We start from the raw sequence: 20996 nt of genomic DNA on the forward strand, positions 1-20996 counted from the left end.
GCGACTGTCATGGACTTCACAAGATCCGGTGCAGTAGCCTCCGATGGCCGTTGATCCAGAAGGGTGGATGCAGGTGCCCCAGGCCGTTCTCCGCCGGTTCACGCGTCCCGTCTATCAGGCGGGCGCGGTCGTCGCGCTCGTCGCCACCACGCAGTCCGTGCTCGTGCCCGCGATCGGCGGCCCGGCATGGGTGTGGGCGACCGTGCCGGTGGCAGCCACGGCCGCCGTCGTCCTGGCGGTCAAATCCATCCCGTACGAGCATGTGAAGTTCCCCCGCTGACCACCCGGTACTGACACGAGCCGAGAGCTGGCCTCACGGCGTACGGGAATGCCAGCGCCCGGTCGTGTGGGCCTGAACGAGATCCAGGTCGGGGGTGCGGCCCAGGCCAGGGTCCGTCGACACCTCGACCAGGCCGCCGGCGCTGACGATCGGCGCCGTGATGTCGCGTGCGTAGTACTTGTCGGAACCGGACACGTCGGACGGCAGGGTGAAGCCGGGCAGGGCGCTCAGGGCCACGTTCGCGGCGCGGCCGATGCCGAACTCGTGCATGCCGCCGCACCAGACCGGCATGCCGTGCTCGGCGGCGAGGTCGTGGGCTCGTACGGCTGCTGTCAGGCCCGCCATCCGGGACACCTTGATGTTCAGGACGCGGCCCGCGCCCAGCCGCAGGGCGGTCAGCAGGTCGTCGGCCTCCTCGACCGACTCGTCCAGGCAGATCGGCGTGCCGAGCCGGGCCTGCAGGTCGGCGTGGTCGGTGAGGGCGCGGGGAGCGTACGGCTGCTCGATCATCAGGAGGCCGAAAGCGTCCAGCTTCCTCATGACCGGCTCGTCGGCGACGGTGTAGGCGCCGTTCGCGTCGACGTGCAGGGGCACCTCGGGGAACGCCGACCGCACCGCCCGTACGGGCTCGACGTCCCAGCCGGGGGCGATCTTCAGCTTGATGCGGCGGTAACCCTCGGCTACCCGCGGCCCGACCTGGGCCAGCAGGTCGTCGATGGTGGGCTCGATGCCCAGCGACACGCCCGCCTCGACGGTGGCCCGGGTGCCGCCGAGCGCCCTGGCCAGGGGGACGCCGCGCGCGGACGACCACAACGACCAGGCCGCCACGTCGAAACCGGCCCGGGCGAAATGGTTGCCGCGGACCTTGGCCAGGGCGGCGGCGAGCGTGGCCGGATGATCCCAGTCGGTGCGCAGCACGATCGGGGCGAGGTGATCACGGGCGACGGCCCAGCAGCTCTCGACGGTCTCGGCCGAATAGAACGGACCGCTCGGGGAGGCGATCTCGCCCCAGCCCACGGAGCCGTCGGTGGCGGTCAGCGCGACCAGGATGTGTTCCAGCGACCGCTTGGCGTGCGAGCTCGTGGTGAACTCGTGCACCAGATCCAGGCGTACGCGGAAGAGCTCGATGTCTTGGACGCGGGTCATGACGGCTCCATGTAGAGGCCCAGTTCGGCGGCCAGGGCGTCGCGTTCGTGCAGGCGGCGGCCGGCGCCCTTGGAACTGGCGATGGTGAGCGTGGCCAGCAGGTGCAGCGCGAGCACGACCGAGGTGGGTGAGCTGGCGTACGAGGCTGTCTCGGTGCCGATGACGATGCGGGTCGACGCCGCGGCGGTCAGCGGCGCGTCCTCCGAGTCGGTGATCAGCACCAGGTCGCCGCCGCGGGCCACGTACGCCTCGGCCACCGCCACCGTGTCCCGGCGGTAACGCGACATCAGGATCGCCACCAGCAGATCTCCCTGCCGGATGTCGCCGAGGACGTCGAGCGGCCGCAGGTTGGCCCCGTCGACGAGGTGCACCCCGGACAGGCCGGCGCTGAGGTCGGCGCCGAGCATCGACGCGTACGCCAGCGACTTGCCGTTGCCGAGCAGGTAGCGTCGCCGCGCCGACACCATCCGGGCGGCGGCCTGCTCGATGGCGTCGTGTTCGGCCGCCCACGCGAGGGCCTTGTCGAACGCGACCCGCTGCTGATCGAGCACGCGCTGCTTGAGGACCTGGGCCGAGCGCCGCTGCACGTTGCGGTCGAACCGTTCGGCGGGGCTGGTGGTCATTTCGCCGGCCTCGCGAACACGTAGACGGCCTGGCCGGCTCGTCTTTCCACGTCGACGAGGACGGCGCCGGCCTCGAAACGGGCCGTCAGCGCATCCCGCAGCCGGGCGCGTTCGGCCGGCGTGGGCGCGGCGTGATGCTGATCAGCAGTGGCGGTGGGGGAATCCTCATCCGCGGGACTGCGGCGTTCCGCGGGGGTGTGGAGATCCCAGGACACCAGGAGCCGATCCGAGGAGCCGTCGTCGTAGTAGTCAGGCAGGAACCGGATGGCCGTGGCGCCCAGCACCGCGAGATTGAAGTGGGCGTTGCGTAACGCGTACGGGTCGAAGGTCCACCGCATCGTGCGGGCGCCGGTCGCTCGGGCCGCCTGTGCCTGGGCGAACTTCAGCCGGCGCCCGATCCCCAGCCCCTGAGCCCGGCGCGCGACGACCGCGGCCTGCGAATAGTGGTAGATCTCGCCGCCGTCGACCGCCGTGAAGCCGTAGCAGAACCCGACCATCGCCTCCCCGTCGAACGCGCCGATCACCGACCCCGAGTTCTCGTGCAGCGCCGCCAGCAGGCGGGGGCTGATGCCGAACTCGGGCTCGGTGTAACCGAAGACGGCACGGTAGAGCGCGGACGCCGCCGACCACTCGCCGAGCCCGGCCAGGTCGCGCACTTCGATCGCCACATCCACCCCCGAGATACGTTCCGTATCATCGCCGATATACCCGCGTTGACAACGTACGGCATCGAACTTAGCGTTCGTATATGTCGCTCGACAAGCTCCGTCACTACACCGGCCTGGAGTCGCCGACCGGGGACACCCGAGCGCTCGCGGCCCTGGCCGAGGTGCTCGAGGCGGACGCGTCCGAGGCCGGGTTCGCGACCACGCGGGAACTCGATCACCTGCTCTGGACCCTGCCCGCGCGCGGTGTCACCGGCGGTGAGCTGCTGCTGCTCAGCCATTACGACACCGTCTGGCCGGTCGGCACGCTGGCGTCGATGCCGTGGTCGGTCGACGGCGACACCGTGCGCGGCCCCGGCGTCTACGACACCAAATCGGGCCTGGTCGCGCTGCTGGCCGCCGTCACCCGTCTGCGGGCCTCCGATCAAGACCATCCCGAGGTACGGGTCATCGTGGTCGCCGACGAGGAAATCGGCTCGCCCACCGCGGGTGACCTGGTGCGCGCCGAGGCCGCCCGGGCCGCCGCCGTGCTCGGCATGGAACCCCCGCACCCGGGCGGCGACCTGAAGACCGGCCGTCGCGGCAGCACACGCGCCCGCATCGAGGTCACCGGCATCGAGGCGCACGCCGCGCTCGACCCGGACGCCGGGGTCAACGCCATCGACGAGCTGGTCGACCAGCTGGTGCGGGTGCGGGCGCTCGTCGCGGACCGGCCGGTGCTGTGCAACGCGGGCACGATCAGCGGCGGCGGGCGCACCAACGTGGTCGCCGGGCGCGCCCACGCCGACCTGGGGCTGCGGTTCGTGGCACCCGGCGACGAGAGCGCTGTGCTGGGTGCGTTGCAGAGGCTTTCCCCCGTACGGGAAAGGGCTGGTCTTCAAACGACGCTGCTGGCTCACCGGCCGACGTGGCGCGAGTCCGAACCCACCACCGCCCTGCTCGCGTGCATCGCCGAGGTGGCCGCCGGCGTGGGTCAGACGCTCGACGGACGGCCGGCCGACGGCGCTGCCGACACCAACACCACGGGCGCTATGGGCAAGCCCACGGTCGACGGACTGGCCCCACCCGGCGGGGGAGCGCACGCCCGCCACGAATGGGTGTCGGCGCAGGGCATCGCCGACCGCACGGTGCTGCTGGAGGCGCTGCTGGGCGGCGGTCTGTCCACTGTGTGAGCCATGTCGCGCGACGGTTAGCCGACAAGGAGGTGGTGCGAGCCCGTTCGGAAGCGAACACTGCTCGGCATGACTGGCACGGGGTTTGATCGCGAGCTCGCGCGGGGGAGCGCCGAGCTGTTGCGTACGAAGCGTCTGGAACTGTCGGCACTGGAGATTCCGGCGGGCCGCGGCTGGCATCCGCTGCGGGACAAGGTGACCGAGGTGCTCGACGGCCACCCGCAGAGCATCGGGGCGGTCGTCGCCAAGCTTGTCGCGCTGCAGGCCGTCCTGGACGAGTTGCCGCCGAGCCCGGCGAAGAACAGGGTGTCCGCGTTCAACGAGCTCTACCTCAAGATCACCCGGCGGGTCGAGCTGGCCATCCTGACCGGCGTCAACGAACCCGAGTTCCTGGAACTGCTCGACATCGAGTTCGCCAAGCGCTACTTCGACGCGCTGGGGCTGTGGAACAACGACGACGAGGACACCCCCGACGTCTGGGAGGTCCTGTTCAAGCGGGCCGGCGACACGAAGATGAGCCGCCTGATCGCGGCCATGCTCGGCGTCAACGCGCACATCAACCACGACTTGGCGCTGGCCCTGATCGCCACGTGGAACGAGACGGGCGCGCCGCTGGACGACGCCATCCACCCCGACTACCTGCTGGTCAACGAGATCTTCTACGAGGAGATCCCGCCCCTGCGCCGCGGCTTCTCGACGAAGTGGCAGCTGGAGCTGGACGAGTTCGTCGGCGGCCTCGACGACTGGAGCCAGCGGGTGCTGGTCACCGTGACCCGCGCCCGCGCCTGGGACCAGGCCCGCGACCTGTGGGAACTCCGCCACGACGGCGACGACTTCGAACAGGCCCGCCGCACGATGGACAGAGCCGCCTCCCTGCTGGCCGAATGGGTCATCATCGGCGACCGCATCGTCAACGGCGCGGGCGGCGGGTGGCGTCGCCTACGCCGCCGCTTCGCGGCCTGAGGTCAGTCCTCCGCCGACGCCGTTGTGCCCGGTGTCCACCCCGAGACGTCGGCGAGCCGGCCACGCCACAGCGTGCCCTCTTCCCCCAGGTGCATGCCCGGGCTGTGGACGCGCGCGTTCCGCAGATGGATGTAGCGGGTCGGAGCCATCAGCGCCGAATACTGCCGGTGTGTGATCTCCCCACCGGTGTCCCGGATCCGGACGGCGTCGTGGGCCAGGTCCGACTGTTCCTTGACATGCTCGGCCGTGCCCACATAAAAGGCGTCCTCGTGGTCGTTGAGCTCGCTGACCTCGGCGAACCACTGCCACTGGGGGATCAGCTCCCCGCTGACCAGCAGCCCGTGCACGGTCAGGCTCAACGGCACACCCGGGTCGACGGCCTCGGTGAGCCGGTCCATCTGCGCCACGTACGTACCGAGCACACCGTCCGGCTCGGCCCAGCTGACCTGGGGCGCGGCGCCCTCAAGCATCGGATCCAGCATGAGTCAACCCTATGATCCGCTTCCCCGTCGACGGGCCGTTATCGCCGGTTTCGCCCTGCCGTCGCCTGGCCGCTCGTCCGGGGCGCAGGCCGATCACGCCGTGCTGTTCGTTCCGTTTCGTGCTGCCGTGTCGTGCTGCCGTGTCGTTCTGTCGCGTTGTTCTGTCGCGTCTTCCTGTCGCGTCCTTCTGTCGCGTCTTCCTGTCACGTCGTGCTGTCGCGTCGTTCTGTCGTGCCTTCCAGTCGCGCCTTCCCGTCGCCTCGTTCTGCCGCGAGGGCGGGTTACGCCGGGCTGCTGATATCGGACATGGTGCAGCTCCGACGCGCGGGTCATTCCTGTGCGCGGGCCAGCCACGCCTTGACCGCTCGTTTCGGCGCCCGGGCGAGCCACGCGTCCTGTACGATCTCGGCCAGCTCACCCCGGCTGAGCCGCCCGATGTCGCGGCCCAGCACCAGCACGGCCCGATACCCGTTCCAGTGCGGCGTGGTGAAGAACGGCGTGCTCTCATCCCGCACGAGAGCCTGCTTGTCCTCCTCCGACTCGACGTGAAACGCAATCACATCGGTGTACAGCTCGCCCGTCTCCGGGTCGAACGCATCTTTCCGGGGCCCGCGAAAGAAGACGAACGCCTTACCCCCGACCGAAAAGCCGGGATAGTCGCCCTCGCTGACCACCACATCAGGCATGGCCAGAGCCAACGCCCGCACATCCTCAACCCGAGCCGCCCGCTCGTCGTCAGTGGACACCACAACACCCTAATCCCCGCCCGGGAAATGGACCGCCCCCAACCCGAGCACGGTCCGCTCACGACCGCAGCGATCCCGAGCACGGTCCGTTGACGAACGCCCCCGACCCGAGCGCGGTCCGTTGACGACCGCAGCGATCCCGAGCACGGTCCGTTGACGAACGCCCCCGACCCGAGCATGGTCCGTTGACGACCGCAGCGATCCCGAGCACGGTCCGTTGACGAACGCCCCCGACCCGAGCGCGGTCCGCTGACGAACGCAGCGATCCCGAACACGGCCCGCTGACGAACGCAGCGATCCCGAACGCGGCCCGCTCACGACCGCAGCCATCCCGAATGATCGACCCCTCCCACTCGCCCCGCTCATGACCGACGAAGCGACTGACATCCGCGCCGCCCTCCTCACGCTGCTGGCCGCCGCTCGTGGGCCGATCGCTGGCTGTGTGGCGGCCGCTGGCCGTGTGCCGATCGTTGGCTTTGTGGCCGCCGCTGGCCGTGTGCCGGCCGGCGCTCGTGTGCTGCTTGCTGGCTGTGTGGCGATCGCCGCTCGTATGCTGCTCGCTGGCCGTTTGCCGACCGCTGCTCGTCCTGGCCGCCGGCCGTGTCCTGGCCGTTGCTGGACCGCCGGCGCTGCCAGCCGGACCGTCAGCTCTCGGGCCACGTCGTCGCGCAGATCCCACACGCTCAAAATGTCAGCAGCGTCACGGCCCAGACCCTGTGGACAACCCATTTCCGTCCCACCGGATGGCGTAATTTATGGCCAGCCCCCTGGGTGGGCGGGGAGGGCCCAGTAAGAAAAGATCAATTACTCCTGGACCTCGTCAGCCAGGTGGAGACTCGTGCTTTTGGCTTGCTCTGACCTTGACCACAGAATGATGAGTTGCAGCGAGCCGAAGCCTGATTACGGCATTGAGTGTCACCGTAACCACAACCAAAGAGTGCCCACACTTCTTCATTAAAATGCAACGAGCGCATGCCTGCCGCCACGCCGGACGAACACGGTTTTGACGGCCGCTGTCCTCACCCCCTTTCCCGGGGCGGGCAGCGCGACCCAGATCGCCGGTGGCCTTGACGCCGAGGGTTGCGCGTTTGTCATCACGACTTCGTCGGGCGGGAGCCGTGATGCCGATTGGCGATGCGGCCCCTGACGCTGGCGTGACCACCTTTCCCGGGGCGGGCAGCGCGACCCAGATCGCCGGTGGCCCTGGCGCCGAGGGTTGCGCGTTTGTCATCACGACTTCGTCGGGCGGGAGCCGTGATGCCGATTGGCGATGCGGCCCCTGACGCTGGCGTGACCACCTTTCCCGGGGCGGGCAGCGCGACCCAGCTCGCCGGTGGCCTTGACGCCGAGGGTTGCGCGTTTGTCATCACGACTTCGTCGGGCGGGAGCCGTGATGCCGATCGGCGGTGCAGCCCCTGACCCCGGCTTGGTGACCGCGGGCGGGCGCTCATGGTTTTGGTAAGGGGGTCGTTGAAAGCGGCGCCGGCTGGGGACACGTATCTGCGGGTGGAGGTTCTGCGGGGTGCTCCCCCGCGGACGCATGTGGATCTGCATGTGGACCATGTGGGGGCGGGCGGCCGAGGTGGTGGGCCTGAGGGCTTGGACGAACGGCGCCCAGGCTTGTACTGGGCGGTCGTGTTGCTGGTTCGGCAGCTCGGGCCCGTCACGGGGGCGAATAGAATCCAGCCCTCGAGTCTGGGATTGCGGTGGTAAGGCCGAATTGACCATCGGATCAGGTTGTGGGACGCGCGGGCAGTTGGGTGCGCGGTTGTCGGTGGTGACCTGGGCTCGGCGGTTGGTTCGCGGTTGTGGATGCGCGGGCGGGTTGGGCACCGGGCGCTTGGTTGTCGGTGGTGAGGCTGGTCTGGTGGTTGGTCCGCCGTGCTGGGTGCGCCGGCGGCTCTCGTCGCGAGACGGTGGGACTGGGACTGGGACTGCGCGCGCCACGCTGGTGGGTTTATGGGGGCTGTCCGGGCTTGTGGGCTCGTCGGTCGGCTTGAAGTCGGCAGCGTGCGGGGCGAAGTGGCTCGCGGGCTTGGCGTCGGAGGACGTGGAACTGGGCGGCCTGTGGGGCGACGCGTGGCCGTGGGCCGGCTGAGAGCGGGCGATGGCTGGGCGGCAGCGCGTCCGCTTCGGGTGGGGACTCGAGCTGGTGGCCGGCTCGGAGCGGCGGGGAGCGCGGGACTGATGACGGAATCCGGCGACCGTTGTTTGCCGCTTTCGCTGAGGTGGCGTAGCTTTTCGGCGTGTCGGCGGCGTAATCCCCAGTCGCGTTGTCGCTTGTGTATCCGCCGGAACTCGTCCATTTCCGGGGAGTAGTTTCGCGCCCGGGTCCGGTCGCGCATGGCGGCGGTTTCGGCGCGAGTGAACAATGACAACTGGCCCATGCATGAATTGTCTCGCACCGTGGAGCTCGAATGTCAGTACTCGATCATGCCATATTGGATAGGCGGATTGTCGGCGACTGTTTACGAACGCGTCGATCATAAGGGGACATCCTGTCTCGTGCCGCGTCGAAAAACGGCAGATCGAAGGCGGCAACGAACCGGGAAGGGATGCCGACCCGAGTTTTTGCGTCGGGTGATGCAGCCCCGCTGCGTACGGGTCAGCGTTGTGTAACCGGGGAACGTGAACGAGGAGCTCGCCTCACACACCCGCGAGGAGCTGCGCGCCGGGGCTCGATCGCAGGTCGCGATGATCGAGCGGCTGCGGCCGGAGGGCATTGCCGACGCCGTCGCTTTCATCGTCACCAGCAGGCGCCGGGTCGCCGTCGGCGAGGTGTTCGTCCGGGCAGCCAACCAGAGCTGGGAGACGGCTTGGGTTGCGGGCCGGAGCCGGCAAAAGGGTGCCAGAGTCGGTGAAAAGGTGCCAGCGTCGGCAGAACGGTGCTAGATCCAGGCAAAATGGCCGGAACCAGAGAAAATGGCCGGTAATAGCAAGAATATGGCTGGAGACAGCGAAAGCGTCCCGAGTCGGCAGAAAAGGTGCCGGACCTGGCAGGAAGCGCAGGCTACTGGGCAGGGCCGGTAGAAAAGGGGCCGGAGCTGGCAGGAAGCGCAGGCTACTGGGCAGAGCCGGTAGAAAAGGTGCCGGAGCTGGCAGGAAGCGCAGGCTACTGGGCAGAGCCGGTAGAAAAGGGGCCGGAGCCGGCAGGAAGCGCAGGCTACTGGGCAGAGGCGGCAGAAAGCGGCCCGAACCAGCTCAGACTCCGGCCATGGCCCTCGGTCCAGGCCAGCGGCGTACCGTCCAGCGAGAGCACGTTCTTGTGCCGCCCGTCACCCGGCGGCGGCGTGGGGTGACCGAAGATCTCCGGATCCTCCACCGCCAGCCAATGCCCCGGCAGCGTGCCGACCAGCGCGGCGAACGCGGCCCGTCGTTCCGGCGGAACCTGGTACAGCACCGACGTGTGGAAGACCACCAGGGTCGCGTCCGGGGGCGCCGAGGCGGCCAGGGCCGGCAGATCCTCGACCAGGTCCCCGCGGACGAGCCGGGGCGGGTCGGCCGCGGCGATTGAGGCGGCGGCCGCCAGGTTGGAGCGGCGACGGTGGTGTTCCGGCCAGATCAGCGCCTCCAGCCAGGCCCGGTCGCCGGGGTCGGTGATCGTCAGCGGGTTCAGGTCGAGGCCGGCCCGCCAGACCACGGTGGGCAGCGTGGCCGGTGGTGTGCGGCCGGTCAGGTGGCAGGTGAGGACGGGCCCGGAACTGCCCAGCCGGGTGCCGTCGTAGTCGTAGGAGTAACGGTCCGGGTAGAGGTTCAGGCCGGCCGAGGCGCCGGCCTCCAGCAGGGCCAGCGGCTGGGGGAGGGCGCTCAGCACCGGCAGGAGCAGGGCGGAACGGCCGATCTCGTTGGTTTGGGTGGCGCGGCGGCGCAGTTCCGGCTCGATGTCCGTCCAGCGTTTGGTCACGTACGCGCGAAAGGCTGGGAAGCCGGTGACGGGACCGCCCAGCAGGCGGACGACCGCGAGCAGCAGGTTGGGCTGGCGTTTGGGATGGGGGAGGGTGTCGAGCAGGGCGAGCAGTTCGTCGTCCTCGGCGACCTCACGGGCCAGACGCTCGTAGGCGGGGGAGCTGCCCCGCGCCTGGCGTTCCGCGAAGTCGAGGTACCAGTCAGCGGTGGTGATCATCCCGGCATGATCCCATCCGGTCCCATGTGCTCAACGGGAAAATCTGCTCATTGGGCAGGACTGACGGATGCTTGGTGTGCAACTGGCATTCTGGCGAAGAGATCTGTCAGGCCGCTCGGTTGTGGGGTCGGCTGAGCCCGGGGCTGCCCGGCCGCACGGGCAGCGTGAGCGTCTTGCCCCGGCCGATCGGGGTGATGCCGGTGAGCCCCTGCTGTTCGGCGCGGGTCACGAAGTCGGACAGCGGCGACTTCATGACCTGGTAGTCGTCGAAGTGGATCGGGACGGTGAGGGCGGGCCGGATCAGCCTCGTCAGCTCCACGCCGTGCCGGTCGTCCATGGTCAGCAGCAGGCCGGCGAGCCGGGTGCCGCCCAGGTGGATCAGCATCGCGTCGATGTCGCCGAAGCGCCGCGGCACCTGTTCGAGCACGTCGTGCATCAGCGTGTCGCCCGTGATGTAGACGCGGGTGGCCAGGCGCCCGTCGAGTTCGAGTTCGATGACCGAGCCCATCACGTCGGGCAACAGGCGGTTCACCACCCCGGGACCGTGCCGCCCCGGCACCGCGGTCACCCGCAGGCGCTGGCGGTCGCGCGTCCACTCGTGACACTCGAAGGGCGGCAGCCCGCGGGCGGACAGGAAACGCTTGCGGCGCAGTTTCCGGCTCGCCTGCGGGGTGGTCAGGATCGGCAGGGTCGGCTCCACCCATCGGCGGGCGGCCGGGTCGAAGTGGTCGCTGTGCAGGTGCGACAGCACGACGGCGTCGACGGTCACGCCGCTCAGGACGTCAAGGGCAGGATCCCGTACGCGTTTGGTCCACGCCCCGTATCCCAGGTGGACACGGCTGCCCGCCGGCCCGAAAGCGGGATCGGTGAGCAGCGTGAACTGGCCCAGCCGCAGCAGGGTGGTGGCGTTGCCGACGAACGTGACACTGGCTTGCATCGCTGACGACTACCCGGCCAGCCCGGCCTCAACCGTCGCGGCCCGAAGCGATGACGTGTTGCGTTTCCACGCGTCCAGCACCCCGGTGGCCCACCACGCGTCGACCGCCAGCGCGCACTTGGCGCCGAACAGCACGTCGCCGGCGAGCCCGGGTTCGGCCGCCGCGAACGAGCCGCACATGTCGTGGGCGGCGATCTGCTCGTGCACCGCGTCCGCCTCCACGTGCTCGTCGTAGAACGCGGTCGCGTCCGGGTCCCCGCCGAGGCGGCGCAGCCCGTTCCCGTACGCCCGGTTCGGCAGCGACGACGTCATCTCGTACGCGGCCAGGTGCCCGAGGATCATCGCGCGCCGCGCCCGGTGCAGCCCGAACAGCGACATCACGTTGTTGACCGCGAGGGTTCGAGCCCCCACCGAGTCGACGTAGGCGCCGTACGTGAGATCCAGGTCGAACCACCGCATGGTCTGCTTGAACAGCTCCTGGTGCATCCGCCGCTCGACCCCGCCGCCGTACTCGTCGGCCTGGATCTCGATCAGCGCCGCCTTGGCCCGCCCGCCCAGCCGCGGGATGGCGAACGTGTGCGGGTCGGCCTCGCGCAGGTGGTAGATCGAGCGGTGGGTCACGAACTCCTGGAACTGCTCGTACGTGGCCCGGCCGCGCAGGTGCTTCGACAGCGCCGGCCCGTCGTCGGCCTCGACGATCTCGCACAGCCGCTCCGGCACCGAGGCCGGGTCGACGCCGTGCTCCGGGGGCCCGGCCATCTCGTACAGGTGATCAAGGAACCTCTGTTCAGCCGCGCTGCGCAGCCGCAGCATGCCCGGGTCCCATTCCCAGCGGTCGTCGACGCCGTCCCAGCCGCGGTAGGCCAGCTCGTAGCAGACGAACAGGGTCAGGTGCAGGTCCTCGTCGCCGTCGAAGCGGGCGAAGGCCGGAAGCTTGGCGGCCCGGCCGCTGAGCACGTCGATCAGGGCGGCGGAGACACGGCCGCGGGCCACGGGTAGTTGCATGGCAGCTGAACTTCCCTGCCGCGCGGCACGTAAACGATCTGTTTCAGCCGCAGCTCACCGGGCATGCAGGCGGCCATGTCCGCGACGATTGTTCCCTACCCCGACGGCCCGCTCATCGTGCGGGGCGACTTCGAGATGCAGACCCCCGGCGGGGAGCCGATCGAACCCGGCCGCGGCACCATCGCGTTGTGCCGGTGCGGCAAGTCGGCCACCAAGCCCTTCTGCGACGGCACCCACAAGGTGATCCGGTTCCACGCCGAGGCGGGACGGGAGACGCCGCCGCCGCGCTGAGCGGGTCAGGCGAGCTCCCGCTTGAGGATCTTGCCGGTGGCGTTGCGGGGCAGTTCGGGCAGGAACACGACGTCGCGGGGGACGGAGAAGCGGGCCAGCCGGGCGCGCACGTGGTCGCGTACGGCATCGGCGGTGAGCTCGGCCCCCTCGTGGAGCACGACATAGGCGGCCAGGCGCTGACCGTACCGGTCGTCGGCCACCCCGATCACCGCGACCTCGCGCACCTCGGGCCGGGCGGCCAGCAGGTCTTCCACCTCGGACGGGAACACGTTCTCGCCACCCGACACGATCATGTCGTCCTGTCGGCCGTCGACGAACACCCGGCCCTCCTCGTCGAGGTGCCCGATGTCGCCGGTGGCCAGCAGCCCGCCGTTCAGTTCCCGGGCCGCGCCGTTGGTGTAGCCCTCGAAGAGCATCTCGTTGCCCACGAACAGCCTGCCCGGGGTGCCCGGCGGAACCGGCCGGCCGTCTTCGTCGAGCGCTGCGACGATCGTGCCGTGCGGCGGGCGGCCGGCGGTGGTGGGCGCGGCGCGCAGGTCGGCCGGGGTCGCGATCGACGCCCACGAGGCCTCGGTCGAGCCGTACAGGTTGTAGACCACGTCGCCGTAGCTGTCCATGAACCGGGTGGCCAGCCCGCCGGGCAGCGCCGAGCCGCTGACGGCGACGATCTTCAGGGGCACCTCACGGGCCGGCTGCTCCAGGAGGCGCTGCAACATCACCGGTACGGCGATCATGGCCGTGCAGTCCTGGTCGGCGAGCGTGTCGAGCGTGTCGGCCGGGTCGAACCGGGACCGCAGCACCACGGTGGCGCGCAGGGCGAGCGCGATCTGCAGGCCCGCATAGCCCCACGTGTGGAACAGCGGCGCGGCGATCAGCATGCGCACGCCGGCGGTCAGCGGGATCCGGTCGATGATCGAGCAGAGCGGGCTGAAACCGCCCGGTGTGGGCCGGTGCGCCCCCTTCGGCACGCCCGTCGTTCCCGAGGTCAGAATGATCGTGCGCCCCGGCCGTGACGGAGGTTTCGTCAGAGGGGTGACATATCCGATCTGCCCGAACGGCAGTGCCGGCACGCCGGGCGGCGGGACGAGAGACGCATCGTGCAAGATCAACGCCAGCCGCTGGTCACGAGCCACCGCGGCGAGCTGTTCCGGCGAGAGCCCGGTGTTCATGAGCACCGGATCGGCGCCCAGCGTGGCCACCGCGATCAGCGCCTCGACCATGGCCGACGAGTTCCGGCTCAAGATCCCCACCCGGTCGCCGGGCTCGACGGGCAGGGCCGCCGCCAGCCGTGACGTGCGATCAAGCAGTTCCCCGTACGTGGTCACGCCGCCCTCGTCGATCAGCGCAACCCGGGCCGGCGACCGTGCGGCGGCCTGCCGCAGCTCCCCGGCCAACCCGAACTTCCACGTGTGCAGGGCGGCGAGCTGCCGCGCGACGCGGTGCGGCGGCCCGGGCGTGAGCAGCCCGCGCCGTGCCATGGTCCGCGCCACGAACAGCATCAGCGGATCTGCCGCCCGGTGATGGCCCTCGAGATCACCAACCGCTGGATCTCCGACGTCCCCTCGAAGATGGTGTAGATCTTGGCGTCCCGGAACATCCGCTCGACCGGGTGCTCGCGCAGGTAGCCGGCGCCGCCGAGGATCTGCACGGCCTTCTCGGTGACGGCCACGGCCACCTCGCCCGCCTTGAGCTTCGACATCGAGCCCTCGCCGGCGCTGAACGGCCGGTCGTTGCGGCCCATCCACGCCGCCCGCCACACCAGCAGCCGCGCCGCGTCGATCTCCATGCGCATGTCGGCCAGCGCGAACGCGATCGCCTGGTTCTCCACGATCGGGCGGCCGAACTGCACCCGGTTCTGCGCGTACTCCAGGGCGTACTCGTACGCGGCCCGCGCGATGCCCAGCGCCTGCGCGCCGACGGCCGGGCGGGACAGTTCGAACGTACGCATGGAAGCCGAGCCCGCCGCCCGTTTGCCCTCGCGGGCCCGGGCCAGCCGCTCGTCGAGCTTCTCCTTGCCGCCGAGCAAGCAGCTGCCCGGCACCCGCACGGCGTCGAGGAACACGTCAGCGGTGTGCGAGGCCCGCAGGCCCAGCTTCTTGAGCTTCTTCGTGGCCACGAGCCCCGGGGTGCCGGGCGGCACGATGAACGCGGCCTGCCCACGCGCGCCCAGCGCCGGGTCGACCGAGGCGGTGACGACGTGCACGTTGGCGATGCCGCCGTTGGTCGCGTACGCCTTCTGCCCGTTGAGCACCCATTCGTCGGTGGCCTCGTGGTAGACCGCGCGGGTGCGCATCGCGCCGACGTCGGAGCCGGCCTCGGGCTCGGTCGAGCAGAACGCGCCGACCTTGGGCTCGGCCTCGTCGCCGAAGCACTGCGGGACCCACTCGACGAGCTGGTCGGGCGAGCCGGACCCGTAGATCGCGGCCACCGCCAAGGACGTGCCGGACAGGGCCATGCCGATGCCGCCGTCGCCCCAGAACAGCTCCTCGTTGGCGATCGGCAACGACAGGCCGGTCACGTCGGACCAGGCGTTGATCAGGAACTCGAACCCGTACAGCCCGATCTTGGCCGCTTCCTGCAGCACCGGCCAGGGGGTTTCCTCGCGCTCGTCCCACTCGGCGGCGGCGGGCCGGATCACGCCCTCGGCGAAGCCGTGCACCCAGTCGCGGAGCTCGGTCTGCTCCTCGTTGAGGTCGAGCCAGAACTCCATGCGGACGCCCCTCCACGCAGGTTAACTGGCCGGTAACATTACGCAGGCGTCACGTGCCCGGCAAGATGCGGCCGATTGCCGAACAGGTCGAAACGGTCGCCGTCGTAGGCGAAGTGGACGGTCGCGGGAAGCAGGATCGGCTGCTTGAACCGCACGTCCACCGTGTACGCCGCGGGCAGCCTGTTCTCCAGCGCGGCCAGGCAGCGGGCCTTGCTCCACATGCCGTGCGCGATCGTGCGGGGGAACCCGAACAGCCGCGCGCCGAGCCGTGACGTGTGGATCGGGTTGCGGTCGCCCGACACGGCGGCATAGTCGACGCCGACGCGGGCCGGGACCCGCCAGGTGGCCGTCGAGGCGGGCGGCTCCCACTCCTTGCCCGTGCCTTTCGTGCCGCTGTTCCCGGAGCGGGACAGGTACGTCGAGACACTCTCCCACACGGTCTCGTCGCCGGCCCGCGCGCTCGCCACGATGTCGAACTGCCGTCCGCGGTCGTGGGGACGCAGGTGGGCCGGGCGCACCGCGAGATCCAAGCGCTCACCCGCGTCGATGGGGCGGCGCAAGGTGATCGTGTTGGCGATGTGGACCAGCCCGATCGCCGGGAACGGGAAGGCGGGATCGGTGAGCAGCCGCATGCTGAGCGGGAACGCCAGCACGTGCGGATACGTCGCCGGGAGCCGGTCGCTCAGGCGAAAACCACAGACCCGGTCGTACGCGGCCAGGCGGTCGCGGTCGACGGTGACGCCCCGGTCGGCCAGTTCCAGGTCGGGCAGCGTGCCGGGCCGGTGGCGGGGGATGAGCCCCAACGCCGCCCGCAGCGTGGTCCCCGGCATGACCTCACGCCCCCAGAAGGCTCTGGCCGCACACCCGTACGACGTTGCCGGTGATCGTGGCCGACCCCGGCGACGCGAACCACGCGATCGTCTCGGCCACGTCGACCGGCAGCCCGCCCTGGGCCATGCTGTTCATCCGGCGTCCGGCCTCGCGCAGCGTCACCGGCATCTTCGCCGTCATGGCCGTCTCGATGAACCCGGGCGCCACCGCGTTGATCGTGATGCCCTTGGCGAGCAGGCCGGGCGCGCTCGACTGCACCAGCCCGATCACGCCGGCCTTGCTGGTCGCGTAGTTGGTCTGCCCGCGGTTGCCGGCGATGCCCGCGATCGAGGCCACCCCGACGATCGTGCCGCCGGAACGGACCAGATCCTTGGCCAGCAGCGCCTCGTTGATCCGCTCGGGCGCGACCAGGTTGACCGAGAGCACCGACTGCCAGCCCGCCGGGTCCATCTTGGCGATCGTGCGGTCTCGGGTGATGCCGGCGTTGTGCACGACGATGTCGAGCGGGCCGCTGAGGTAGGACGCGAGCCGCTCGCCCGCCCCGGGAGCGGTCAGGTCGAGCTGGAAGGCCCGGCCGCGCACGTCGTTGGCCACGCCGGCCAGGGCGTCGCCTGCCTGCGGCACGTCGAGCGCGATCACGTCGGCGCCGTCGCGGGCGAGCACCCGGGCGATGGCCGCGCCGATGCCCCGGGCCGCGCCGGTGACCAGCGCCGTCCTGCCGGCCAGGGGCAACTGCCAGTCGGCAGGCGCGGGCGGGTTCCCGGCGCCGACCCGGATCACCTGGCCCGACACGTACGCGGACCGGCCGCTGAGCAGGAAACGCAACGTCGACTCGAGCGCGCCCTCGCCACCGGGATCGACGTACACCAGCTGGGACGTGATGCCGCGCCCGAACTCCTTGCCGATGCTGCGGGTCAGGCCCTCCAGGGCTCGCTGCGCGGTCGCCTCGGGGCCACCGGCGGCGCTGCCGGGCGGGGTGCCGAGCACGATCACCCGGCCCGATCGGCGCAGCGACCGCGCGTTTGGGTGAAAGAACTCGTACAGCTCGGAAAGCTTGGTGGTGCCGGTGATGCCGGTCGCGTCGAAGATCAGCGCGCCGTGCCCGCCGTCGGCCAGGGGCTCGTCGATCGCGTCGACCCCGGCCGCCGACAGCAGCTTGCGTACGGGGTCGCCGAGCCGGCCGCCCGGCGCCGCGCCCAGTAGCACCGGACCCTCGGTCAGCGGGTCACCCGGCCGGTAGCGCCGCAGCCGTGGCGGGTCGGGCAGCCCCAGCCGCTTGACCAGGCCCCGCCCGGGACCGGAATTCGCGAAGCTCGCGTACCTGTCGCCCATGCGCCGCAGCCTACTCGGCCCCCGCGTTGGTAAGCTACTCGACGGTAATGTGACCGACCCCGTGGGAGGCTGCCGTGCGCCGCGTCGCTGTGCTGGGTGGAAACCGGATCCCGTTCGCCCGTTCGAACGGCCGCTACGCCCAGGCCTCGAACCAGGACATGCTCACCGCCGCCCTCGACGGCCTGGTCGCGCGGTACGGGCTGGCCGGCCGCCGCCTCGGCGAGGTGGTCGCGGGCGCCGTGCTCAAACACTCGCGCGACTTCAACCTGACCCGCGAGACGGTGCTCGGTTCCCGCCTCGACCCACGCACCCCCGCGTACGACGTGCAGCAGGCCTGCGGCACCGGACTCGAAACGGCGATCCTGGTCGGCAACAAGATCGCCCTGGGCCAGATCGACGTGGGCGTGGCCGGCGGCGTCGACACCACATCGGACGCGCCGCTGCAGCTCAACGACGACATGCGCCGCGCCCTGCTGGACCTCAACCGGGCCCGTACGCTGCCCGACCGGCTGCGCGCGGCGGCCCGGCTCAACCCGCTGCTGGCGTTCAAGCCCGACATCCCGCGCAACGCCGAGCCGCGTACGGGCTTGTCGATGGGGGAGCACGCCGCCGTCACCGCGCTGCGCTGGAACGTCGGGCGCGACGCGCAGGACGAGCTCGCGCTCGCCTCGCACCAGCGCCTGGCCGCCGCGTACGAGCGGGGCTTCTTCGACGACCTCCTGACGCCCTACCTGGGGCTGACGCGCGACCAGAACCTGCGCGCCGACACCAGCCTGGAGAAACTGGCCAAGCTCAAGCCGGTCTTCGGCACCACCGACGCCACCATGACCGCGGGCAACTCGTCCCCGCTGACCGACGGCGCGTCCACTGTGCTGCTGTCCTCGGAGGAGTGGGCGGCCGAGAACGGGCTGGCGCCGCAGGCGTTCCTGACCGACAGCGAGACCGCGGCCGTCGACTACGTGCACGGCGACGAGGGCCTGCTGATGGCCCCCGCGTACGCCGTACCGCGCCTGCTGGCCCGCAACGGCCTGACCCTGCGGGACTTCGACTACTACGAGATCCACGAGGCGTTCGCGTCGCAGGTGCTCGCCACCCTCGCCGCGTGGGAGTCGCCCGAGTTCTGCAAGGAGAAGCTCGGCCTCGAAGCCCCGCTCGGCTCCATCGACAGGGCGAAGCTCAACGTCAACGGCTCGTCGCTGGCCGCCGGCCACCCGTTCGCGGCCACCGGCGGGCGGATCGTCGCCACCCTGGCCAAGCTGCTGGCCGAGAAGGGCTCCGGCCGCGGCCTCATCTCGATCTGCGCCGCGGGCGGCCAGGGCGTCGTCGCCATCCTCGAGCGCTAGGCAGCCTGCTCCACGATGCGTCGCGGGGCCAGGGTGGCTGCGAACTCGGCCGGCGGCAGCGGCTTGCCGAACAGGTAGCCCTGCGCCGACGGGCAGTCCAGGTTTCGCAGGGCGTGCCAGTCGGCCGGCTCCTCGACGCCCTCGGCCACCACTGTCATGCCCAGCGAACGGGCCAGCCAGAGCACGGCCTGGATGATCGAGGCCTTGCGCGGGTCGGCGGCGAGCCCGGCCACGAACGAGCGGTCGAGCTTGACGACGTCCGCGGGCACCGACTGCAGCCAGGTCAGCGAGCTGTACCCCGTGCCGAAGTCGTCGAGCGCGATGCGTACGCCCAGGGCCTTGATCATCGCGAGGCGTTCGCGGACGTCGACCGAGAAGCCCAGCAGCGCCGTCTCGGTGATCTCGATGACCAGCCGGGACGAATCGAGCTCGGGGTGCGCGGCGAGCAGGTTGGCCAGCATCGGCACGAACCCGGCCTCGGCCAGCTGCCGCGGGCTCACGTTGACCGACACGTAGCCCAGGTGCTCGTCCCACTCGATCAGGCGGAGCACGGCCCGGCGCATCACGTGCTCGCCGAGCGGCACGATCAGGCCGGTCTCCTCGGCGGCCGGGATGAAGTGGCCCGGCCCGAGGATCTCGCCCGAAGGCGCTCGCATGCGCACCAGGGCCTCGGCGCCCGTGATCTCGCCGGTCGCGGCTGAGACGATCGGCTGGAACCAGACGGGCAGCGTCTCGACCGGGTCGCCGGCCAGGGCATCGCGCAGCCGGGCCTCGGCGTCGAGGCGCTCGCGCACCTTGACCCGCATGTCGTCGCTGAACGCGTGCATCCGGTTGCCGCCGGCCCGCTTGGCCGCGTACATGGCGGTGTCGGCGGCCAGCACCGTGTCGTCGGCCTGCCCTTCGCCCTGCCCGGTGGCCAGCCCGAGGCTCAGCGAGACCTGCAGGTGGCCGCCGCCGAGCCGCAGCGGCTCGGCGAACGCGGCCAGCACGGCCTGACCGGCCTCGGCGCCGGCGGCGGGGGAGCCGCCCAGCGCCACCACGAACTCGTCGCCGCCCAGACGGGCCACCAGCGAGCCGACGGGCACCGAGCCGCGCAGGCGGACGGCCAGCGCGCGCAGCAGCTCGTCGCCGACCGCATGCCCGGAGCCGTCGTTGATCGACTTGAAGCGGTCGACGTCGATGTAGAGCACGTTGACCGGCGCGCCGGAGTCCAGCCGGGCCGCCAGGTCGTGCTCGAAGGCCGAGCGTGACAGCAGCCCGGTGAGCGCGTCGTGGCGTACCTGGTCCTGCAGTTCCTCCTGGTGGCGGCGGCTCGCGGTGACGTCCAGGCAGTGCACGAAGATCAGGCGCAGCTCGCCCTTCTTGTCGTACACGCTGGTGCCGTGGATCTCGACCCACAGCTGCTCGCCGTCGGTCGTACGGCGGTAGTTGCGCAGCAGGACCGAGGAGCCGTCCTCCTCCTGCAGGTGCTCCGTCATCGGGTTCGCGGCCCCGTCGAGCGCCTCGAGGGGCAGGTCGGTGACGCGGTACCCGGCCGGCAACACGGCGGGCAGGTGCAACCAGGCGCGGTAGGCCGCGTTCGTCCGCAGGATCCGGCCGTCCGGCGCCAGCATCGCCATCGGCACCGGTGTCGCGTCGAACGCCACGCTGAGCTGGGCCTGGCTCTCGTCCAGGTTGTCCTGCGCGCGCCGCTCCTCGGCCTCGGTCAGCCGCCACGCGATCACCTGGAACGCGGCGGCGAACAGGACGGCCACGCCGTGCACGAGGGCCCAGAACAGCGGGTGTGTCTGCGCGGCGTGATGCCCGTACGTCAGTCCGGGTTCGAGCAGGCCGAAGAGCCCGTGGTGGACCGTGGTGGCGGCGAGGAAAACGCCGAACGGCGCCCAGTCGCGATAGAGGGCGAGCGCGGCGACCGCGATGAAGAACGTGAAGTGAGCCTCGGTGCGGCCGTGGGTCATCGCCACGAAGGCGGCGCAGGCGAGCGTGAAGCCGAACGAGACGAAGATCGACGGGAGGCGGTGGCCGGGCAGACGGACGGCAGCCACCACGCACGGCGGCATGAGCAGCAGCAGCCAGGTGCTGAGGTTCCAGTTGTGCAGCCCATCGGTGAGCGCGCCGTAGACGACCAGGGCGGCCATGCTCAGGGCGAGCAACCTGGTCATCAGCCGATGTCGGCCCGCCCAGTCCTCGCGGCGCAGCCCTCCACCGGCGGGCAGCCAGCCGAGGAGCGTGCTCGTCCCAGTCATTTCTCCACCATCTCGGCGACCGGTTGCCCCGCGTCGGGTCGCCGGGTTGCGCGACGGGTGCAGTGACCGCCGACACATTCGATACGGAGACGTTCCGTTTC

19 protein-coding genes are annotated in these 20996 nt (G+C 70.7%); 6 read left to right on the plus strand and 13 right to left on the minus strand.

Annotation, left to right across the window (positions count from 1 at the left end):
* Positions 1-67 precede the first annotated feature (67 nt).
* Positions 68-280 (plus strand): hypothetical protein, encoded by a 213-nt coding sequence (locus C8E87_RS36245; protein ID WP_133877906.1) that lies wholly within the window; start codon positions 68-70, stop codon positions 278-280.
* A gap of 33 nt (positions 281-313) precedes the next feature.
* On the opposite strand, the gene menC is transcribed toward C8E87_RS36245, so the two are convergent.
* The 3 genes from menC to C8E87_RS36260 are packed head-to-tail and all read right to left on the minus strand — an operon-like array spanning position 314 to position 2717.
* The gene (gene menC / locus C8E87_RS36250) at positions 314-1426 is read right to left on the minus strand and encodes an o-succinylbenzoate synthase (protein ID WP_133877907.1); all 1113 of its coding nucleotides are present in this window, start codon (positions 1424-1426) and stop codon (positions 314-316) included.
* Complete coding sequence (locus C8E87_RS36255; protein WP_133877908.1) at positions 1423-2049, minus strand: MurR/RpiR family transcriptional regulator; 627 nt, start codon at positions 2047-2049, stop codon at positions 1423-1425. Before C8E87_RS36255 ends, menC begins: the two co-directional genes overlap by 4 nt.
* Positions 2046-2717, minus strand: coding sequence for a GNAT family N-acetyltransferase (locus C8E87_RS36260; RefSeq protein ID WP_133877909.1), 672 nt, complete (start codon positions 2715-2717; stop codon positions 2046-2048). Before C8E87_RS36260 ends, C8E87_RS36255 begins: the two co-directional genes overlap by 4 nt.
* A gap of 80 nt (positions 2718-2797) precedes the next feature.
* On the opposite strand from C8E87_RS36260, the gene C8E87_RS36265 reads away from it, so the two are divergent.
* Positions 2798-3886: a M20/M25/M40 family metallo-hydrolase gene (locus C8E87_RS36265; RefSeq protein WP_133877910.1), complete on the plus strand. Its 1089-nt coding sequence runs from the start codon at positions 2798-2800 to the stop codon at positions 3884-3886.
* A 69-nt stretch (positions 3887-3955) separates the two neighbouring features.
* Positions 3956-4849 (plus strand): DUF5995 family protein, encoded by an 894-nt coding sequence (locus tag C8E87_RS36270; RefSeq protein WP_133877911.1) that lies wholly within the window; start codon positions 3956-3958, stop codon positions 4847-4849.
* A gap of 2 nt (positions 4850-4851) precedes the next feature.
* On the opposite strand, the gene C8E87_RS36275 is transcribed toward C8E87_RS36270, so the two are convergent.
* Together C8E87_RS36275 and C8E87_RS36280 are read right to left on the minus strand one after the other, a co-directional pair.
* Entirely contained in the window at positions 4852-5331 is a 480-nt protein-coding gene (locus tag C8E87_RS36275) for a GvpU-like protein (protein WP_133877912.1), read from the minus strand.
* Between the two features lie 329 nt (positions 5332-5660).
* Positions 5661-6077 (minus strand): MmcQ/YjbR family DNA-binding protein, encoded by a 417-nt coding sequence (locus C8E87_RS36280; RefSeq protein WP_239080085.1) that lies wholly within the window; start codon positions 6075-6077, stop codon positions 5661-5663.
* Positions 6078-8705: 2628 nt separating this feature from the next.
* Between C8E87_RS36280 and C8E87_RS36285 the strand changes: the two genes are divergently transcribed.
* The gene (locus C8E87_RS36285; RefSeq protein WP_203720568.1) at positions 8706-8969 is read left to right on the plus strand and encodes a Rossmann-fold NAD(P)-binding domain-containing protein; all 264 of its coding nucleotides are present in this window, start codon (positions 8706-8708) and stop codon (positions 8967-8969) included.
* 271 nt (positions 8970-9240) lie between these two features.
* Here the strand turns inward: C8E87_RS36285 and C8E87_RS36290 are convergent, their stop codons facing one another.
* The 3 genes from C8E87_RS36290 to C8E87_RS36300 all read right to left on the minus strand — a co-directional run bounded on the left by C8E87_RS36290 (position 9241) and on the right by C8E87_RS36300 (position 12142).
* A complete protein-coding gene (locus tag C8E87_RS36290; protein WP_203720569.1) occupies positions 9241-10200 on the minus strand; it encodes a DUF2332 domain-containing protein in 960 nt (319 codons plus the stop codon).
* Between the two features lie 106 nt (positions 10201-10306).
* The gene (locus C8E87_RS36295) at positions 10307-11137 is read right to left on the minus strand and encodes an MBL fold metallo-hydrolase (protein WP_133877913.1); all 831 of its coding nucleotides are present in this window, start codon (positions 11135-11137) and stop codon (positions 10307-10309) included.
* 9 nt (positions 11138-11146) lie between these two features.
* A complete protein-coding gene (locus C8E87_RS36300) occupies positions 11147-12142 on the minus strand; it encodes an iron-containing redox enzyme family protein (RefSeq protein ID WP_133877914.1) in 996 nt (331 codons plus the stop codon).
* Positions 12143-12217: 75 nt separating this feature from the next.
* Between C8E87_RS36300 and C8E87_RS36305 the strand changes: the two genes are divergently transcribed.
* Entirely contained in the window at positions 12218-12433 is a 216-nt protein-coding gene (locus C8E87_RS36305) for a CDGSH iron-sulfur domain-containing protein (protein ID WP_133877915.1), read from the plus strand.
* A gap of 5 nt (positions 12434-12438) precedes the next feature.
* Here C8E87_RS36305 and C8E87_RS36310 read toward each other — a convergent pair whose 3' ends face one another.
* The 4 genes from C8E87_RS36310 to C8E87_RS36325 are packed head-to-tail and all read right to left on the minus strand — an operon-like array spanning position 12439 to position 17306.
* Entirely contained in the window at positions 12439-13932 is a 1494-nt protein-coding gene (locus tag C8E87_RS36310) for an AMP-binding protein (protein WP_133877916.1), read from the minus strand.
* Positions 13932-15143, minus strand: a complete 1212-nt coding sequence (locus C8E87_RS36315; protein WP_133877917.1) for an acyl-CoA dehydrogenase family protein — start codon at positions 15141-15143, stop codon at positions 13932-13934. The genes C8E87_RS36310 and C8E87_RS36315 overlap by 1 nt, the downstream gene beginning before the upstream one ends.
* 38 nt (positions 15144-15181) lie before the next feature.
* Positions 15182-15973 (minus strand): MaoC family dehydratase, encoded by a 792-nt coding sequence (locus tag C8E87_RS36320; protein ID WP_133877918.1) that lies wholly within the window; start codon positions 15971-15973, stop codon positions 15182-15184.
* A 4-nt stretch (positions 15974-15977) separates the two neighbouring features.
* Positions 15978-17306, minus strand: a complete 1329-nt coding sequence (locus C8E87_RS36325; protein ID WP_133877919.1) for a 3-oxoacyl-ACP reductase — start codon at positions 17304-17306, stop codon at positions 15978-15980.
* Positions 17307-17380: 74 nt separating this feature from the next.
* On the opposite strand from C8E87_RS36325, the gene C8E87_RS36330 reads away from it, so the two are divergent.
* Entirely contained in the window at positions 17381-18649 is a 1269-nt protein-coding gene (locus tag C8E87_RS36330; protein ID WP_133877920.1) for an acetyl-CoA C-acetyltransferase, read from the plus strand.
* Here the strand turns inward: C8E87_RS36330 and C8E87_RS36335 are convergent.
* On the minus strand, positions 18646-20895 hold the full coding sequence (locus tag C8E87_RS36335; RefSeq protein ID WP_133877921.1) for a putative bifunctional diguanylate cyclase/phosphodiesterase: 2250 nt from the start codon (positions 20893-20895) through the stop codon (positions 18646-18648). The two genes, C8E87_RS36330 and C8E87_RS36335, sit on opposite strands and share 4 nt — an antisense overlap.
* Positions 20896-20996 lie beyond the last annotated feature (101 nt).

This window comes from Paractinoplanes brasiliensis, from assembly GCF_004362215.1.
GTDB classification, from domain to species: Bacteria; Actinomycetota; Actinomycetes; order Mycobacteriales; family Micromonosporaceae; genus Actinoplanes; species Actinoplanes brasiliensis.

Bases quoted from the DNA above. Each gene is read 5' to 3' on its own strand.
- C8E87_RS36310 (WP_133877916.1), bottom strand. From the start codon at position 13,932: ATGCTGTTCGTGGCGCGGACCATGGCACGGCGCGGGCTGCTCACGCCC.
- C8E87_RS36315 (WP_133877917.1), bottom strand. From the start codon at position 15,143: ATGGAGTTCTGGCTCGACCTCAACGAGGAGCAGACCGAGCTCCGCGAC.
- C8E87_RS36275 (WP_133877912.1), bottom strand. From the start codon at position 5,331: ATGCTGGATCCGATGCTTGAGGGCGCCGCGCCCCAGGTCAGCTGGGCC.
- C8E87_RS36335 (WP_133877921.1), bottom strand. From the start codon at position 20,895: ATGACTGGGACGAGCACGCTCCTCGGCTGGCTGCCCGCCGGTGGAGGG.
- C8E87_RS36270 (WP_133877911.1), top strand. From the start codon at position 3,956: ATGACTGGCACGGGGTTTGATCGCGAGCTCGCGCGGGGGAGCGCCGAG.
- C8E87_RS36295 (WP_133877913.1), bottom strand. From the start codon at position 11,137: ATGCAAGCCAGTGTCACGTTCGTCGGCAACGCCACCACCCTGCTGCGG.
- C8E87_RS36290 (WP_203720569.1), bottom strand. From the start codon at position 10,200: ATGATCACCACCGCTGACTGGTACCTCGACTTCGCGGAACGCCAGGCG.
- C8E87_RS36325 (WP_133877919.1), bottom strand. From the start codon at position 17,306: ATGGGCGACAGGTACGCGAGCTTCGCGAATTCCGGTCCCGGGCGGGGC.
- menC (WP_133877907.1), bottom strand. From the start codon at position 1,426: ATGACCCGCGTCCAAGACATCGAGCTCTTCCGCGTACGCCTGGATCTG.
- C8E87_RS36265 (WP_133877910.1), top strand. From the start codon at position 2,798: ATGTCGCTCGACAAGCTCCGTCACTACACCGGCCTGGAGTCGCCGACC.
- C8E87_RS36320 (WP_133877918.1), bottom strand. From the start codon at position 15,973: ATGCCGGGGACCACGCTGCGGGCGGCGTTGGGGCTCATCCCCCGCCAC.
- C8E87_RS36300 (WP_133877914.1), bottom strand. From the start codon at position 12,142: ATGCAACTACCCGTGGCCCGCGGCCGTGTCTCCGCCGCCCTGATCGAC.
- C8E87_RS36245 (WP_133877906.1), top strand. From the start codon at position 68: ATGCAGGTGCCCCAGGCCGTTCTCCGCCGGTTCACGCGTCCCGTCTAT.
- C8E87_RS36255 (WP_133877908.1), bottom strand. From the start codon at position 2,049: ATGACCACCAGCCCCGCCGAACGGTTCGACCGCAACGTGCAGCGGCGC.
- C8E87_RS36305 (WP_133877915.1), top strand. From the start codon at position 12,218: ATGTCCGCGACGATTGTTCCCTACCCCGACGGCCCGCTCATCGTGCGG.